Here is a 16,465-nt window from a genome sequence, read left to right as displayed (position 1 = left end):
GCAGGACGGAAAGAATAGCTGACAAACAAGGAGGGAGACGATGAAGTATCTTGTTGGCTTGGGTATAAAATTTGGTATGATGCTCGCGGTTATATGGATCGTTTTAGGCGGTTTTTTCGAAGTGGCTTTTTCGGATGTTTTAGCCATTAGCGCTATCTTAACCGTTGTATCATTTTTAGGAGACGTTTTTATTTTGCCTGGCATAAAAAATGTTACGGCAGCTATTGCTGATTTTTTCCTCGCGTGGGCGGGGGTGTGGGCAATTGGATCTTTTTTCATCGAACAACAGATAGCTTTGGGAACAGCATCATTCATTGCCGCGCTTATTTTAACGGTTGGCGAAATTTTCTTTCATATGTATATGCGACGCCATTTTTTCAACAGCCCTTCGGCTGATGAAGAAAATCAGTCAACCGCGCCGCCGGATCCGGAAAATGATGAACAAAAGCGCTCTTCGGTTAGAGATATGCAAACCGAATACGGCGAAGACATGCACGCGAAACTGTCAGCTAAAGATCTGAAAAGCAAAAAACAACAGTAAAAACAAACCTTCTGTTCGTTGGGAGCAGGGGGTTTTTTTCTTTCAAATCATTCGACTTTCTCCGACCTTTTTCTATTTTTTAAGAAAGCGTGATACAATGAATGATAGAAAAAGAAGGAGGCCGTGACGTTGGAGCACAATGTAAAAAAGCGTGTCCATGAAGCAACGTATCTCGCTGCAGAGAAGGCCTGGAGTTACCGGGCGATTTTACGTTATTGCTACATACAGCACGAACGCATGCGGCAATTTTTATTCGCCGAGGAAATACATGCTTATTTACAGGAAGATTCTGGCTTCGCCGCGTATAGCCTGGAAGAACTTCAGCAGGATCTCGAACAATTGGTCAAATGGGGGAATCTGTCGACGCAACAGGAAACGGGCAAAGTGAACACGGTTGAAGAATTTAAAAAGAAGCGGTTTCGTTATCAATGCACCCCGTACACGGTTGAGTTTGAACGTATGATGCAACGGATGGAACAGCAAGGCGATCAGTTTGGCGGCTCACTCGAGCGTTCTCAATTCGAACGACTTTATCAGGTGCTTTACCGTATTGATGAAGTCGTCCATTCGGAAAAAAAAGAAACGGACGAAGAGTGTGCCCAGCTCTGGGACGACGTCATGATGTACATCCGCCAAATTACGCAAAATACGTCGGATTATTTTGCCTACATTGATAGCGAAGACACAAATGAACGCATGCAAACGGACGCATTTCTTCTCTATAAAGACCAGTTCACCACCTATTTGCGCGATTTCATTATTTCCTTGCAACGGACGGCGCTTCAAATACAGGACTTGCTCCGGCGGCTGGGAGGCTCTCAAATGGAGGACTTTTTCAATAGAGTCATCCGCCACAAAGGGCAAGTGTTTCGATTTGAGGAAGACGAAGAAGAGAACCCGCACCTTGAGTATCGCGCGAAATGGGAAAACCTCACCGCCTGGTTTTTAGGTTCCGCGCAATATGAAAGTGAATTCGATAAACTGCAGGAGCGTACGACCGAAACGATTCGCCGAGTGACCCGAACGGTGCAGCGGCTCGGTGAACGAAACCAGCATTTCCATAGCCGCAGGCAAGACTACCTGCATTTGGCCGAGTGGTTTGATGGTTTAACAGACATCAATGAAGCCCACAAACTGTCCTCTGTCGCCTTCGGTGTTTTTCACACGAAGCATCTGCTGGCAGATCCGTCTTTAACCGAAGATATCTACACCGATGTCTGGCACGCCCCGGCCACTGTCCATGAAACGATACCGAGAATCCGTGCGTATGGAGAAAAAACAAAAGCAAGGGCGGTCGTTGAAAATAAAGAAGCGAAGGAGGCGCAACTTCGCGAACATTTGCAAGCGCGACAACGGGAGCAAGAGATTCTTGAACAATATGTACAGGGCAACGAAATTAAACTGAGCAAGCACGCCTACGTGGAAACGCCGGTTCGGAAACTTTTTTTAACATGGATATCGAAAGCCATGGTGCAAACGGACCGTAGGGTGAAAACCGAGTTTGGGCAAGACGTCATCGTGCATCTCCATGAAGGGAAAAAGACGATGCTGGAAAGTGACGACGGAGAGCTGGAATTGCCGGACGTGACATTTGAATTTGTGGGGAGCGGCTAGAAGCGGAAGTGACAAATTATCCGAGTCGGGAAGGGAGTGATCACTCATGGAATTTGACGAAAAGGCATCGGACGCCCTCGCCCTCTTATTTGAAAATTTTTGGATTGTGCGCGCTAAAGATCCTGTTTCCTATCAGTTGATACGTGAACGGGAGCACGCGTTGAAGCGATATGTATCGGATAAATTTGGGTTTGATTTAATCATCCATCAACATTTTATTAAACTCGAAAAAATCCCCGTTCAACCGAGGGCTTGGATGGGCATTCAATCGTTCAAGGAGCCGATGGATTACGCGATTTTCTGTTGTGGCCTCGCCTTTACCGAACGCCGTGCGGTGGACGAGCAGTTTCTGCTTTCGGATTTGGCCGATGATATCGCTGAGATGTATCCCGGCACCTTGCCCCTCGATTGGACGATGTACGCGCATCGAAAGGCCCTTGTGCGCGCGCTGAAAATGCTGGTGGAGCTCTCGGTCATCAAAACGGTCGACGGGGATGTGGAGCAGTTTGCGCACAATGAGGATGAGGATGTCCTCTACGAAGTCACGGTCTATGCCCGTTACTTCATGCGCACGTATCCCGATGATTTGTTTCGTTTTCATTCCGCAGAGGAGATTCTAGCGCGCGAATGGGAACGGTTCACAGGGGATGAACGGCGGAAGCGCGTGTATCGCAGATTAATGCTGTCGCCTGTCGTGTATCGAGAAGGAGATACGGATCTTGACTTTGCCTATTTACGGAATTACCGGAACCGACTACGCGATGACATTGAAGCGCACACGCCTTTTTCGCTGGAATTATATAAAAATGCCGCCATGCTGGTGCTGCATGACCGAAAACAACGCTATACTCTTTTTCCCGATCAGAAGGGTGTAATGGATGTTATTTTGCATATGGCTGAACGCATCAGAACGGATGTGGCCCAATACGAGATCACGGAATTGGGGGAGATTCGTCTGCCCATGGCTGAAATCGAACAGCTGCTGGAAAAGTTACAGGCAAACGCGGGACACGGTTGGAGCAAGCATTATCGGGAGGCGACACCTCGCTTGATTGCCCAAGAAGTGATCGGAACACTCGAGGGATGGGAAATGGCTTACGTTGAAAAAGAAACCGGCATACTTGTGTTGCAGTCCGGATTTGGCCGCATGTATGGTGTCTATCCACGTGATTTTCGCAAGGAGGCAAATTCATGAACGAGGAAAATAAATGGCAAATGAATCGGGCGGGTCTATTAAACTTCTGGTACTACGATGAGGAGACGTTTTCATTTGAAGATGGAAAGCTTCTCTTGCGCGGCAGCAATGGTTCGGGCAAATCGGTGACGATGCAAAGCTTTTTGCCGGTGCTTCTGGACGGGCGAAAGTCGCCGGATCGTTTGGATCCGTTCGGTTCGCGGGCCAGGCGGATGGAAGATTATTTGCTCGGGGAGCAAGAAGTCGTCGATCGTGATGAACGGACCGGCTACTTGTTTCTGGAATACAAACGGGCCCATAGCGATCAATACGTGACGACAGGGATCGGCCTGCAGGCGAAGCGCCATAAGCAAATGAAATTCTGGGGATTCGTCATTACCGATAATCGTCGCGTCGGCGAGGATTTTTTCCTCTATAAAAAGAAAGCGGGGAAAAAATCCCTCGCTCACGCGTGGAACTCGAAAATCACATGGGCGACAGCGGGGCAGTCGTACAAACCCAACATGAATATATGAAACTCGTGAACCGTCATGTGTTCGGGTTCACGACGCTGGATGCTTACGAAGAATTGATCAAGTTGTTGATTCAAATCCGCAGCCCGAAATTGTCCAAAGAGTTTCGACCCACAGCCATTTATGACATTTTGGAAGCGGCGCTCCCGCCACTCACCGATGAAGATTTGCGGCATTTGTCGGATACGATCGAACAAATGGATCAAACGAAGCAACAGATGGAACAGCTCGACCGAGAGCGCGAAGCGTTAAGGAAATTAAATAATGCATATGATCGCTACAATCAACGGTTGCTCGCCGATCAAGTAGAGGAGTATCAGAAGGCAGACACACGGCTAAGCAAAAGCGAGAGCGGCCTGTCCCGGATGCGGGAACAACAGGAGACGCTCTTGGCCGACATTTCCCGGTTGGAGGAAGGCATTGAACAACTCGGGCTGGAAGAAGATACACTTGTCAAACACGAAGAACGGTTAAGTTCTCATGAAGTGTGGGACATGGAAAAGGAATTAACCTCAGAGCGAGAGCGAGAAAAACAACAGAAAGATAAAGTCGACACACTGGAAAAGAAAGAGGAAAGCAAAACGCAGCAAGCGCTGGAATCAAAGACGCGCATACGAGAAACGGAAGCAAAAGCCGCGCAACTTGATCAAGACGGGAAGGACCAACTTGAAAAACTGGAAATGCTCGCGGATGAAGCAGCTTTTTCCGGACATAACCAAAACGCCGAAGACTACGAAAAATTGGTGGACGATGGACCGTTTGAATTCATGCTGTGGGAAAAAGAAGCGAAGCAGTTTGAACGCGCCCTTTCCGAAGGCGAAGACATCTTGCGCGCGTTTGCGGACATAAAAGAAAAGGTGATGACGCAAAAGAAAGCGTTGGACGAAGAACAACAACAGCTTGATCGTATTCGCCAGGAAGAACGGGAATGGGCGAACACATTCGATGAGGAAAAGGAAAACCAGGTGGACGCGATCCGCCTCTGGCTCGATCGTTCCGAACACTTAAGGGAGCACGGGGAATCCGCGTTTCAACAATCGGCGCGCATGGTTCATCAGCTTTTTGCGGATAGCAACTATGAGGATGTACGCGCCCCGTTTCGTGCGCTAACCGATCACTTTACGAGCGAACAAAAAACAATCGTTGCCGAGCGCCAGGTTAAGATCGAGGATTTGGAAAAAGAGAAAGCACAGCTTGAAGAGGAACGAAACGCGTGGCAAACCACGAAGGAATCGGAACCAGGCACGAAGGAAGCAACACTGGAAGCGCGCAAAAAACTGGGTGAACAAGGCGTTGCCTTTGAACCTTTATACGCTTCCGTGGAGTTTTTAGACGATGTTCCCGAGGAGACACGCGTGCGGATTGAATCCGCGTTGATGGATGCGGGTCTCTTGGACGCGCTCCTGACGGATGAAGACAATTTGGCGTTTTCGCATGACCGCGTCTTGACCCCGAGCCCGGCATTCATGGTACCCACCCTTGCCGACTACCTTCGTCCGGAACTCCCCGATGAAAGCCGCTTGCGGCCGGAAACGGTGGATGATGCGCTTCGCAGCATCGTCATCGGTAGTGAAGCGGGAGAAGGGGCCACCACCTTTGATCTTGATGGAAGTTATCAAATCGGGATGCTAAAAGGGCACGCCCTCCCCTAGAGCGTGTGCGTTTTGTCGGGCGAGCTGCCCGCGCGCGTTATCGCAAAGAGCAAATTGAGCGGTTGACCGAAGAAATCACACAGGTCGAAGAAGCGCTAGCGCGCGAGGAAGAGGCAAAGAAAGCTGCCGAGGCGCGCATCGATGAACTGGAAGCCCATTTACGGCAGTTTCCGGAAGATGACGACCTGCGGGAAGTATGGCGGCAACTCGAGGCAACGAGGGCAAACCTTTCCCAACTGAATCAACGCGTGGAACGGTTAGTGGAAACGTCAAAGCAGTTGGATAGGGAATTGCGAACGAAGAAACAAGAGGTAGATGAGGCGACAAAAGACATTGCCCTTGAAAAAGATTGGTATGTCTACAAAAAAGCGAAGGAAACGATGACCGAATACTGCCAGGATCTTTTGAACCTTCGCCATTTGCATGACCGTAAACAAAACACGAACGAACGATTGACGGAGCTTAATGAACGCTTAGAAGAATTGAACGATGAAGTCGACGAATTAAAAGGGGAGTACAACGTCGAAAGCGGGGAACTGAACGGGATTCATCTTAATATCGAACAGTTGGAGAACCAACTCGCGTCCGCCGGGGTGAAAGATCTCCGCGAAGAAATACAGCACGTCCAGACGCGTTTGCGCGACATCCGAAAGGAGCTGGAGGACAAAAAGCAAGACGTCCCCGCCAAGCGCGTACATGCCGAAAACGGACAACAGGCGATCGAAGACAAAGAACGGGCGATTCGCTTTATAAGACAGTTGCGAGATCTTTGGCGGACGACGGTGGACAAGGAGTGGAAACGCGGGTTTGTTTTTGATAAGGAAGGTCCGCAAGACTTTGAATCACTTGTGACAGAAACAAAGAAACAGTTCGGGACACTCGTGAAAGAGCAAAACGCGAGCGCGCTGGAGCGGCAGTTGTCCACCCAGTTTTATGAGCAGCAAACCGATTTGATGGAATATCGCATGAAGGATTATCCGCTGTCGGAGACACTTCCTGAAGAGCTGGAAGAATACCGATCCGAGCATGAACAGACGATGCTGGAGACGTGGAAAATGAAGTCGGAGCGGCGCGTGATCGAGCTTTTCATGCGCGGGCAATACGTGAGCCCGTATACGGTCGCCACTTATGTGAAGGAAGAAGAGGAACGACAGCAGGATATTTTAAATGAAGCAGATAAAGAGTTGTACGAAGAGATATTGTTTAAATCCGTGGGGATGAAGTTGCGCAGCCGCATTCGCCGCGCGGAAATGTGGACGAAAGAAATGAACAGCATCATGGGAAACCGCAACATCTCATCCGGGTTGACGTTCTCGATTAAGTGGAAGCCCCGCACGGCGGAGTCGGAAGATGAGATGGACACGCGCGATCTCGTACATCACTTGAAACAAGATGCACAGCTGCTTAAAGACGAAGATTTGGAACGCATCACGACGCACTTTCGCTCCAAGATCACGCGCGCCAAACAGCACATTCAAGAGGTTGGGGACGGGGAGACGCTGCTGCAAGTGTTAAAAGAGGTGCTTGATTACCGGAAATGGTTTTCGTTTAAGATTTATTTTCAGCGCACGAATGAACCGGTCAGGGAGCTCACGGACCACCATTTTTATAAATTCAGCGGCGGCGAAAAAGCATTGGCCATGTATATTCCTTTGTTCACAGCATGCTATTCCCGTTACCAAGAAGCTTCTGCCGAAGCCCCATATATTATATCGCTGGACGAAGCCTTCGCGGGCGTGGACGAGAATAATATACGGGAAATGTTTGAAGTCGTCGAACAGCTCGGCTTTAACTACATTATGAATTCGCAAGTGCTTTGGGGCGACTATGATACCGTTCCTTCTCTCTCGATCTATGAATTATTGCGGGCGAAGAATGCCGATTACGTAACGACGATCCGGTATCGCTGGAACGGCGTGAAACTTTCCATGAACACGCCCGAGCCGGTTGAGGTGTGATTTGTGAATGTTGAATGAAGCATTAAGATACTTTCGCGAGAAGAGTGGCTTTGGGCGGCTCTTCCCGCTTTTTCGCAAAAAAATCGAATCGTTGGGGCGTGTCGGTGGCACTGTAACAATTATGGGTTTTAACGATACGGAGGTCGAAGAGATCGCCCTCTTTTTTGGTGTATCGAAAGCGAAGCTTTTGGAAAAAGGAAAAGTTTCGTTGCCCGATTTTGAAAAGAAACTGGAAAAGACACGCTTCGCCGGTATAGGTGCGCGAGAATTGCTGGAAGCTTATTTCGGCGAAAAAATTATTTCCAAAAGAGAACAACAGGCACAAAAACGTGAAGCTGAAGAACAAGCGCTCGTCTATTGGAAAAACCAGTATCCCGGTCTCGACTTTTGGTTGGATTATGTGCAGGAACGTCATCCGGATACGTATTGGATTTATCGATTGCTTGAAAGTGAGCAGTTAGCAGCGATGATGCCCGTGCTGCACGAAGCGGTTCAATCTCTCCCTGACGAACCGCTCCGTTTGCCGGTGTTTAGCCAAAAAATCAGCGGGGACCCCCACGCTTTTGATCTTCATCATGATCTTGGCAAGTTGTTTATTCATTTTTTACAAGTGAAACGAAGTGGGCAAGGGATGGCGACCGGCGGCAGTGAGGACATAACAGCACTCCTTGAATCGTTTTATATCCTGCGGGATGATATTACAAACGACGTCACCGTTGCCAATCTTTTGGCGGAAAATGAGGTAGGTTCCATTCATCCGTTATGGCAGGCAGCCGCTACGTATCATTCTGTTCTCAACATTCCCTTGAGGGAATTGCAGCATGTAAGTGCAGTGCGTCCGGCGAGTTCGAAGCGTGTATGGATCGTGGAAAACTCCGGCGTGTACTCGAGCCTTCTTGATGCCGTGCTGGACGCCCCGCTTATTTGTACGCACGGCCAGTTTAAACTTGCAGCGTTAAGGTTGATGGACAAGCTCGTTGAAGAGGGTGTTTCCCTTTATTACGCGGGGGATATTGACCCCGAAGGGATCACGATGGCCAACCGTTTGCTTGAACGCTATCCTCGCCATGTTCACTTTTGGCGTATGGACGTGGCGTCGTACAGGCAATCTTTATCTGCGAACAGGTTGGATGAAGAACGATTGGCGAAGCTCGCGAATATGGGTCATGAAGCCTTGCAACCGGTTGTTGCGGAAATGAAAGCGACGAAAAAAGCCGGCTATCAAGAAGGGTTGTTGCCGGTGTTAGTGGACGATTTAAAAAAGCATAGAAAAATAAAATAAAGGGTTGTAACGGGAACGCACATTCTGTATAATGTTCCCTAGAGAGATAGAACCGATAGAAAAAAATAAAGAAAGCGAGGTATCAATTATGAGTGAAGAACGTTTCGATCGTCTTGAAAAGCATATGGAGCAATTGATTCAAATGGTTGCTGACAACAACAAGGTCGTATTGGAAAATAACAAAATAACTCAAGAACTATCAACACGTATGGACGGGCTCGAAAATGAATTTGCCGACGAGAAGCGGTTAAATCAGCAACGCGATGCAGCATCACAGCAACGCCATAAAGAGTTATTAAAGGAAATGCGCAGCCAAAATGTAGACATCGATTATCTGCGCGATCAAGTGTCCAAGCATGACATGGACATTCACAACATTAAAGCGAAATTAGCCTTGTAAACGGCGATTCCACCCCGCTTACAGCTTTGAGCGGGGCATTTCTAATTTTGTAGTTGTATCTATACAGGATTTATGCTAAAATGACTGATAGTCAGTCATATACACGTGACAGAAAGAAAGGAGTCCCAATGGCACAAGACAAAAAGAACCAAATCCTAACTGCCGCAATCGATATCTTTTCCGAGATTGGGATCGAGCATGCAAAGGTTTCCGATGTCGTACAGCGCGCAGGGGTGGCGCAAGGCACCTTTTATTTGTATTATTCATCGAAGCACGCGTTAATCCCAGCGATGGCGGAACAGCTTTTGCATGAACAGTTGGATAGTCTAAAAGCATACGTTCAAGATGAGGATCCCTTTGATAAAAATATTCGGCAAATGGTGGATACGATTTTCTCGGTCACCGAACGTTATCAACATGTGCTCGCTTTGTGTTATTCAGGCCTGGCGATGGGAGGCGGCCTTTCCGAGTGGGAAATCATTTATGAACCTTATTATCAATGGATGGACCGATTGTTGGAGGATGCACAAGCGCGTGGCGAGGTAAGAAAAAATATAAATGTGCGGATTACTTCCAAGCTAGTTACCGGGATGATGGAGGAAGCGGCTGAGCAGCTTTATTTATTCGACGAAAACGCGGCACAAGCAGAAGCATATAAAAAGGAAGCCATCCAATTTATAGTGCGGGCGCTTATGTGAGATAAGACCCGGCTTTTTTAATTCAAAAAAATGACTGACCGTCATTCATGAAAGAAAGGGTAGAAAGAGTGAGACGAACAGAATCTAGACTATTGCAATTATCCGTTTGGGGCGCGCTAGGCTTCGCGGTGATCGGTCTCGTTTTAGGGCTGGTCACTGCTTCGCAAATGATCTTTTTCGATGGCGCCTATTCCCTGATTAGCTTGGCGCTATCCTTGATGGCGTTCTTAGCATTTCGGTATGCAGGAAAAGAAGATACAAGACGATTTCCGTATGGTAAAGAAACCATCGAGCCGCTCGTTGTCGTCATTAAAGCGATCGTCATCAGTTTGATGTGTTTTGTGGCAATTGTGTCCTCGGTTACCGAGTTTTTCACAGGCGGCAGTGAGGTCGTCCTCGGGCCGGCGTTGGCGTATGCTTTATTGTCGACGGTTGTTTGCTTTGTCATTTTTAGCATGATGAAACGGAAAAAAGACTCGGAGTTGCTCAAAGCGGAGTCTGCGCAATGGATGATGGATACGCTCCTCAGCGTCGTTATTTTGATCGGATTTTTCATTGCCTGGCTTTTGCAGGGGACAACTTGGGCGTTTCTCGTTCCGTACATTGACCCGTTGATGGTTCTGTTGGCTGCCGGTTATTTTTTAACCGTTCCTTATGGGTTAATCAAAACAAACGGCAGGGAATTGTTGCGAATGACCCCCGCCAATGACATTCAGGAACGAATCGTCGCCGAAGTCCAATCGTTAAAACAAACGTATCGCATGGAAAACGCTATTTTACGCACGTCGAAAATCGGCAGAACGATTTATATGGAAATCGATGTGATTTTGAATGAAAACTCCAAGGTGACAACCGTTAAGGAAATGGACCTCGTACGGGAAGAGTTGGATAAAAGGTTATCAGACATTCCTGAGGAAAAGTGGGTGACTATGTCGTTTACGATGGATGAAAAGTGGACAGCGTAACGCTTAAAAGGAATCGTCTCAACTTTTGTTGGTTGGGGCGGTTTTTTTGCTTTAAGAGGCTGTTCAATAAGTAACCTTTAAAACAAAAATGGCCGTAGCGGGGATCCATTCATATAGCCAAAAATGGAAATGTAAGGGGATACATTCGGTGACCATTCTTATTACAAACTGTGAAACGAATGGAGCCCTAAAAAAGGGCATACGTCTCCCCGGATTATCACCAGATTTTTAAAAAAATTGGTTAATGGGAAGGGTTCATGCACCTAGAGGGAGCGATACCTGCTCCACTTGCATCATCTGTTGCTCCCTAATGATGTCAAGATGATTCTCGGGCATGATCGTTTCCCGAACATGCTTGATCATCCGTTGGATCAATCGAAACAGGTCTCTCATAATGAAAAACGATTGAACCTTTTCGGTTGTTTTCATGGGCACCTTTTTATGACGCATGACAGCATCTAATTGATTAGATTCATGGGCAAAAGCGAGTTCCGTTTGCTTCCGGAAGGTAAGCATTTCCCCTTGAAGGGCCGAGCCCTGAGGGACAGGACCATAAAAGAAGGGTTCTTCTTCAAACGAGAAGCTAAACTGTTTGTCGCAAGTCCCCTGGAGCGGACAAGACTGACATTTGTTTTCGTCCCCGTTAAACCAGGATGTGTAGGTTTCACGGTCAAATCCATCCCAAATCAGCTCGTGTCCGGCCTCGCATTCAGGCTTTCCTTCGGGAGAACAGGTTTCCGGTATCACCGTATTCTTTTTCACCTCTGTCACGACAGCCACATCATGTTCTTTCAAAGCGGTCACCTGATCTTCCGCACTGAAGTAGCCTAAATCAGCGATTAGGTAGTCAACGTTGATGTCATCTAGTTGCTTCAGCTTTTCAACCAAAGGAAGCAAAACATCAATGTCGGCGGTATCGGGAGGTAAGACGATCGATAAAAGGGTCAGAGGCCCTGTGGGGGTCGGACAAACAATGGAATGCTTACGATAGCCGATAAAAAACTTGTTCTGATTCGCTTTATTGCGTTGCACACCCACCTTAGCGTCCGGGTCTGAAAATGTCTTTTCACAATCGCACGACGATTGATCCCACATTTCGCGCCCGTTTGAGTATGTTTCTTAATTTTTGGCAGGAATTTGCCTTACCTGTATCAAAGGTTCAGGAAAGACAACCCATGAGGTGATTCCTTTGAGCCTATCACCAGAAGATCTTCCCGACATTCAATCCGTTCGTATCGGATCAACGCCAGTGATCCGCCAGCTGATGGATAAAATGGGATTAATTGAGGCCATCGACAAGCTATCTCCTGTCAAAGAGAAAGACTGTAACGTCTCCGTAGGGACAAGAGTAGCTGCTATGATCATCAATCAGTTATCCCATCGTAAAGCCCTTTATCGCGTCCAAGAATTTTATCAAGAGCAAGATGTCGAGTTACTCTTTGGTCCCGGAACGAAAGCGAATGATTTCAATGACGATGCGCTCGGCCGTGCGTTAGACGCCCTTCATGAAGCGGGCATTGAGAAGGTCTGTAAGACAGCCATTCAGGCCGTTCAAGCTCCGATCGACCTCACGTGGAAAGGGCTCCATTTTGATACCACATCCTTTGTGTACACGGGCCAACCCAAGAATCACCCGGACGAGGAGGACATCTTGAAAATTGTACGCGGCTATTCCAAAGACCACCGGCCTGATCTGCCCCAATTCAAGTTTGGGTTGGGAACGACGCCGGAAGGCATCCCTGTTTATGGCGATATTTTAGACGGTAACCAGGATGATAAAACGTGGAACAAGCATGTCTTGCATGCGCTCACCGATTGGTATGATCCGGAACAACTGGAACAGGCGATTTTTATTTCGGATAGTGCCCTGGTCACCCAAGATAATCTGGAGGCCACCACGGGCCAAAAGGATCAGGCCGATTTTCAGTTTTTGTCCCGATTGCCGGAGAATTTCAATCTCGCCAAAACCTTGAAGGCAGAGGCCTTAGAGCAGGATTTGGATCAGTGGGAGGAGATCGGTGCCCTCGTGGACCGTAAAGGCGCTGCTTCTTACCGCATCTATCCCACCAAAGCTGACCTTAACGGGAAAACCTACCGGTTTCTGGTGATCCAATCCGACCATATGGATGCCCGAAAAGAAAAAACCATCCAAAGCAACTTGGAAAAGGAACAGAGACGTTGGCACAAGGAACAAGCCGAGCTGGAAAGGCAGGACTTCTCCTGCGAGGCCGACGCGGAAGAGGCGCTGGGCGCATTTCTCAAGAAACACCAAAAAGGCTACCATACATTTGAAGGCACGACGGTCTGTGTAGAGCTGCCAGGCAAACGCCAAAAGCGGGGCCGTCCCAAAAAAGGGGAGGCGCCACCGCCGCCGATCACGGTTTATCGTGTCCGATTAACGCTTCATCCCCCTTCGGACGAACAGCTCGAGGCGATTCGAAAGCAAGCCTCTATCTTTATTCTCGTGACCAGTGTCGCCAAAGATGATCAAGCAGACGTGGAGCTGTTAAAGGCCTATAAAGGGCAACAGACGGTGGAAAATCGCTTTCGTTTCCTCAAAAATCCCTTTTTTGTCGGCAGGGTCTATCTGGCAAAACCTAAACGCGTGGAAGCTTTTGCATGTGTGATGATGATCAGTGTCATGGTGTACAGCCTCTTTGAATACCTGATTCGCAAAAACATGGAAGGGGCCTCCGAACCCCTGTACCAACTTGGCGGAGGAGGACGCAGAAGCTTTCGCCCCACGGGTGAATCTGTTTTGGAACTTTTGGACACCGTCGACATCCTTCATATGGAGATTGACGGACATCTTCGGCGGTTCTTCCCGAAGCATTATGAGCCGCAATTACCCCGTATTCTCGTTTTGTTGGAAATGGATGCCTCCATTTTCACAGAACCAAGGAGCTCGATGGCTGTCGAGAGCCGTCACCAGTAACCTTGAGACGGTCATTCGTTTGCCTTGCTAATGTCGAAGGAACGGGAATAAGCGCGCATTTTGTTGCATTGGCTGATGAATCAGCTACAATCAGACAAGCATAACGCGTTGGACATCAGGAATGATTAGTGTGCATGGTCGCTAGCGCGAAATCTGGGATTGATCGTCACAGGCACAACGTTTCTTTTTATACCCGTTGACAAGGGCATAAACCGGTCTGGAATCAATGCCCGTAAGCGTCGGTTCTATGAAATCATCCAGCTGCATGGCTTGACGGATGAGATCAAACAAAATCTCATAAAACGTCTCAGGCGTCACCTCTTTACGAAAGTGGCTGAGGCTACTGTGCACAGGCACATCTTTGATATTCGGCGTGCCGATAAAGTTGCGCCAGGCATGATTTTTGGGATCTTTCAATTGCCTGCAAAGTTCCCGGAAAGAGGAGATTTCAGGTCGCGTAAAATAGAGGTAATGCATCCGGAAATACGTCCTTGGATCGACAGGCGGACGTCCGCCGTCTTTATAGAGTGGGGCAACCTTTTCACGCACCACCTGGTCATCGACGTGGTCGATATAATCAATGAGTTCTGCATCAAAGCCGAGTGTGTTATAATAATGGTACGGAAGCAGTTCAAGCTGCAAATCCATGAAAACGCACCTCGCAATTGGTATTTTTGGTTGTTTGTTCACTCCCATTTTACCATTTTTTGCTCGGGTGCGTTTTTATTTTTTCGTTAAATTTGGGGGCTTTTTGAACACGCTCTTTAAGAAGTGAAGATTGGATGTTCCCTGACAGTAGTTGTCACTGTGAAGATTATAATAAGAATTATTAGATGAAATAGGGGGCAATGTGATGATTGATGCGTTTCGGTTGGCGTTAAAAATGTCTCAGGAAGAATTGGCTGAAGTCACAAAATTGGATATGGAAACAATACAATCATTTGAAGAATACGGATTCCCCGGTGAAACAGACGTTCATACCATTCACCATTTGTCAAAAGCGTTAAAAGTCTCGGTGGACACATTGGTTTATTTTAATCATCAATACGCTTAGGTGGGAATTGCTGATTTCAGTTCGAGTGATTGCGATCAGCTTTTTTGCCATACATAGAAAGGCCTGTTTTGGTAACGATACCAAAAAAAGGGTCTGAGTTATCCCGGAGAAGGGGAATTGGTATGGCAGAAGCAAAACAAAGAAGAGGATTTTTCCAACGTTTTCTCGATTTTATCGAAAGAACAGGCAACAGGCTGCCGCATCCGGTCACGCTGTTCGCGATTTTAGCCGTTATCGTGATCATTGTTTCTGCAATTGTCGCCAGTTTTGATATGAGCGTGGAAGACCCCGCGGAACCCGGCGAGACGCTTGAAGTCTTGAATTTGCTTTCCGGCGAGGGGATTCAGTACATATTTACAAGCATGGTTGATAATTTCATCGGCTTTGCTCCGCTCGGTGTCGTCTTGGCGACGATGCTCGGGATTGGTGTATGCGAGCAGAGCGGCCTGATCAGTGCCTGCTTGCGAGGGTTCGTCCTCGCGATTCCCAATCGATTGATTACAGCGGGGCTCATGTTCGCGGCGATTATGTCCAGTGTCGCGTCCGATGCCGGTTACGTCGTGCTTCCGCCGCTCGGGGCGCTTATCTATTCCGCGCTTAACCGTCATCCTCTTGCAGGCTTGGCGACAGCTTTTGCCGGGGTTTCCGGCGGATTTAGTGCTAATTTGTTGCTTTCAGCCACAGATCCTATGCTTGCCGAACTCACGCGTGACGCAGCATCAACGATCGATCCGCAATATGCGGAAACGATGAACATCGCGATGAACTATTGGTTTATCATCGTATCCACCTTTCTATTAACCATTGTCGGCACGTGGGTTTCAGAAAAAATTGTTGAGCCTCGACTTGGTGCTTGGGATGGGGAATTTACCGGAGAGTTGGAACAGATCAGCCCCACGGAAAAAAGGGGCATTACGTGGGCGATCGTGTCTGTGTTGATCGCGGCTGGATTTATGAGTTTGCTCGTCGTTCCGGAATGGGGGCCGATGAGAGGGGAAGGTCCGCAACCGATCGTGGAGTCTCCATTTATGGAATCGCTTGTCATCATTTTGCTTATTTTATTTTTCATCCCCGGTCTCGTCTATGGCATAGTGACAAAAGAAACGCGAAGCGACAGGGATGTGGTCAATCAAATGTCCGACACGATGGCTTCGATGGCCATGTTCATCGTGCTCGCGTTTACCGCAGGTCAATTTATCGCTTACTTTGAGGAAACAAACCTGGGCTTGATCATCGGTATTTACGGCGGCGAATTACTCAATAATCTTGATATCGGCGGTTTCCCGGTCCTTATCGGATTCCTCTTGCTTACCGCCTTCATTAACTTATTTATAGGCAGCGCATCGGCCAAATGGGCCATGATGGCTCCGGTTTTCGTGCCGATCATGATGCAGGTCGGCTACTCCCCGGAGCTAACGCAGGCCACTTATCGTGTAGCAGATTCGGCGACGAACATTATAACGCCACTCATGACGTACTTTGCCGTCATTATTGCTTTTGCCCAGCAATACGACCGGAGAATGGGCATTGGCACGCTCATTTCCGTCATGTTGCCATTCTCCATCTTCTTTTTAATCGCCTGGTCCATCCTTTTGTTCGTATGGATATTTTTTGGTTGGGAACTGGGGCCGAACTCCCCGATTTATTACAATCCTTAGG

General features: G+C 48.0%; 15 protein-coding genes. 13 read left to right on the top strand and 2 right to left on the bottom strand.

Annotated elements, in window-relative coordinates:
• The first annotated feature begins 40 nt into the window (after nucleotides 1-40).
• The 10 genes from EPH95_RS06380 (at nucleotide 41) to EPH95_RS06335 (ending at nucleotide 10,817) form a co-directional block, all read left to right on the top strand.
• Nucleotides 41-541 carry a YndM family protein gene (locus tag EPH95_RS06380; protein WP_142088337.1) on the top strand — a complete coding sequence of 167 codons (501 nt, stop codon included), beginning with the start codon at nucleotides 41-43 and terminating at the stop codon, nucleotides 539-541.
• 129 nt (nucleotides 542-670) lie between these two features.
• Complete coding sequence (locus EPH95_RS06375; protein ID WP_142088335.1) at nucleotides 671-2,155, top strand: TIGR02677 family protein; 1,485 nt, start codon at nucleotides 671-673, stop codon at nucleotides 2,153-2,155.
• Between the two features lie 46 nt (nucleotides 2,156-2,201).
• Nucleotides 2,202-3,350, top strand: a complete 1,149-nt coding sequence (locus tag EPH95_RS06370) for a TIGR02678 family protein (RefSeq protein ID WP_142088333.1) — start codon at nucleotides 2,202-2,204, stop codon at nucleotides 3,348-3,350.
• Nucleotides 3,347-3,865, top strand: coding sequence for a hypothetical protein (locus EPH95_RS06365; protein WP_142088331.1), 519 nt, complete (start codon nucleotides 3,347-3,349; stop codon nucleotides 3,863-3,865). Before EPH95_RS06370 ends, EPH95_RS06365 begins: the two co-directional genes overlap by 4 nt.
• Nucleotides 3,802-5,514 (top strand): hypothetical protein, encoded by a 1,713-nt coding sequence (locus EPH95_RS06360; RefSeq protein WP_160141654.1) that lies wholly within the window; start codon nucleotides 3,802-3,804, stop codon nucleotides 5,512-5,514. The genes EPH95_RS06365 and EPH95_RS06360 overlap by 64 nt, the downstream gene beginning before the upstream one ends.
• Nucleotides 5,515-5,519: 5 nt before the next feature.
• Nucleotides 5,520-7,472 (top strand): SbcC/MukB-like Walker B domain-containing protein, encoded by a 1,953-nt coding sequence (locus EPH95_RS06355; RefSeq protein ID WP_142088327.1) that lies wholly within the window; start codon nucleotides 5,520-5,522, stop codon nucleotides 7,470-7,472.
• A gap of 7 nt (nucleotides 7,473-7,479) precedes the next feature.
• Nucleotides 7,480-8,754: a TIGR02679 family protein gene (locus EPH95_RS06350; RefSeq protein WP_142088324.1), complete on the top strand. Its 1,275-nt coding sequence runs from the start codon at nucleotides 7,480-7,482 to the stop codon at nucleotides 8,752-8,754.
• Between the two features lie 88 nt (nucleotides 8,755-8,842).
• Complete coding sequence (locus EPH95_RS06345; RefSeq protein WP_142088322.1) at nucleotides 8,843-9,154, top strand: hypothetical protein; 312 nt, start codon at nucleotides 8,843-8,845, stop codon at nucleotides 9,152-9,154.
• A 128-nt stretch (nucleotides 9,155-9,282) separates the two neighbouring features.
• On the top strand, nucleotides 9,283-9,852 hold the full coding sequence (locus EPH95_RS06340) for a TetR/AcrR family transcriptional regulator (RefSeq protein WP_160141653.1): 570 nt from the start codon (nucleotides 9,283-9,285) through the stop codon (nucleotides 9,850-9,852).
• A 68-nt stretch (nucleotides 9,853-9,920) separates the two neighbouring features.
• A complete protein-coding gene (locus EPH95_RS06335) occupies nucleotides 9,921-10,817 on the top strand; it encodes a cation diffusion facilitator family transporter (protein WP_227004075.1) in 897 nt (298 codons plus the stop codon).
• A gap of 255 nt (nucleotides 10,818-11,072) precedes the next feature.
• On the opposite strand, the gene EPH95_RS06330 is transcribed toward EPH95_RS06335, so the two are convergent.
• Complete coding sequence (locus EPH95_RS06330; protein WP_160141652.1) at nucleotides 11,073-11,849, bottom strand: transposase; 777 nt, start codon at nucleotides 11,847-11,849, stop codon at nucleotides 11,073-11,075.
• A 157-nt stretch (nucleotides 11,850-12,006) separates the two neighbouring features.
• Here EPH95_RS06330 and EPH95_RS06325 point away from each other — a divergent pair, with 157 nt between their 5' ends.
• Entirely contained in the window at nucleotides 12,007-13,752 is a 1,746-nt protein-coding gene (locus EPH95_RS06325; protein WP_142088311.1) for an IS1634 family transposase, read from the top strand.
• Nucleotides 13,753-13,893: 141 nt separating this feature from the next.
• Here the strand turns inward: EPH95_RS06325 and EPH95_RS06320 are convergent, their stop codons facing one another.
• A complete protein-coding gene (locus tag EPH95_RS06320) occupies nucleotides 13,894-14,400 on the bottom strand; it encodes a transposase (RefSeq protein ID WP_160141651.1) in 507 nt (168 codons plus the stop codon).
• 205 nt (nucleotides 14,401-14,605) lie between these two features.
• Between EPH95_RS06320 and EPH95_RS06315 the strand changes: the two genes are divergently transcribed.
• Nucleotides 14,606-14,806 carry a helix-turn-helix domain-containing protein gene (locus tag EPH95_RS06315; protein WP_142088307.1) on the top strand — a complete coding sequence of 67 codons (201 nt, stop codon included), beginning with the start codon at nucleotides 14,606-14,608 and terminating at the stop codon, nucleotides 14,804-14,806.
• A 122-nt stretch (nucleotides 14,807-14,928) separates the two neighbouring features.
• Complete coding sequence (locus EPH95_RS06310; RefSeq protein ID WP_142088304.1) at nucleotides 14,929-16,464, top strand: AbgT family transporter; 1,536 nt, start codon at nucleotides 14,929-14,931, stop codon at nucleotides 16,462-16,464.
• The last annotated feature ends 1 nt before the right edge of the window (nucleotide 16,465 follow it).

The organism is Salicibibacter halophilus (genome assembly GCF_006740705.1).
In the GTDB taxonomy this organism is placed as follows: Bacteria; Bacillota; Bacilli; order Bacillales; family Marinococcaceae; genus Salicibibacter; species Salicibibacter halophilus.
The sequence above is the reverse complement of the archived record's forward strand: the minus strand, read 5'-3'. Positions and strand labels throughout refer to the sequence as shown.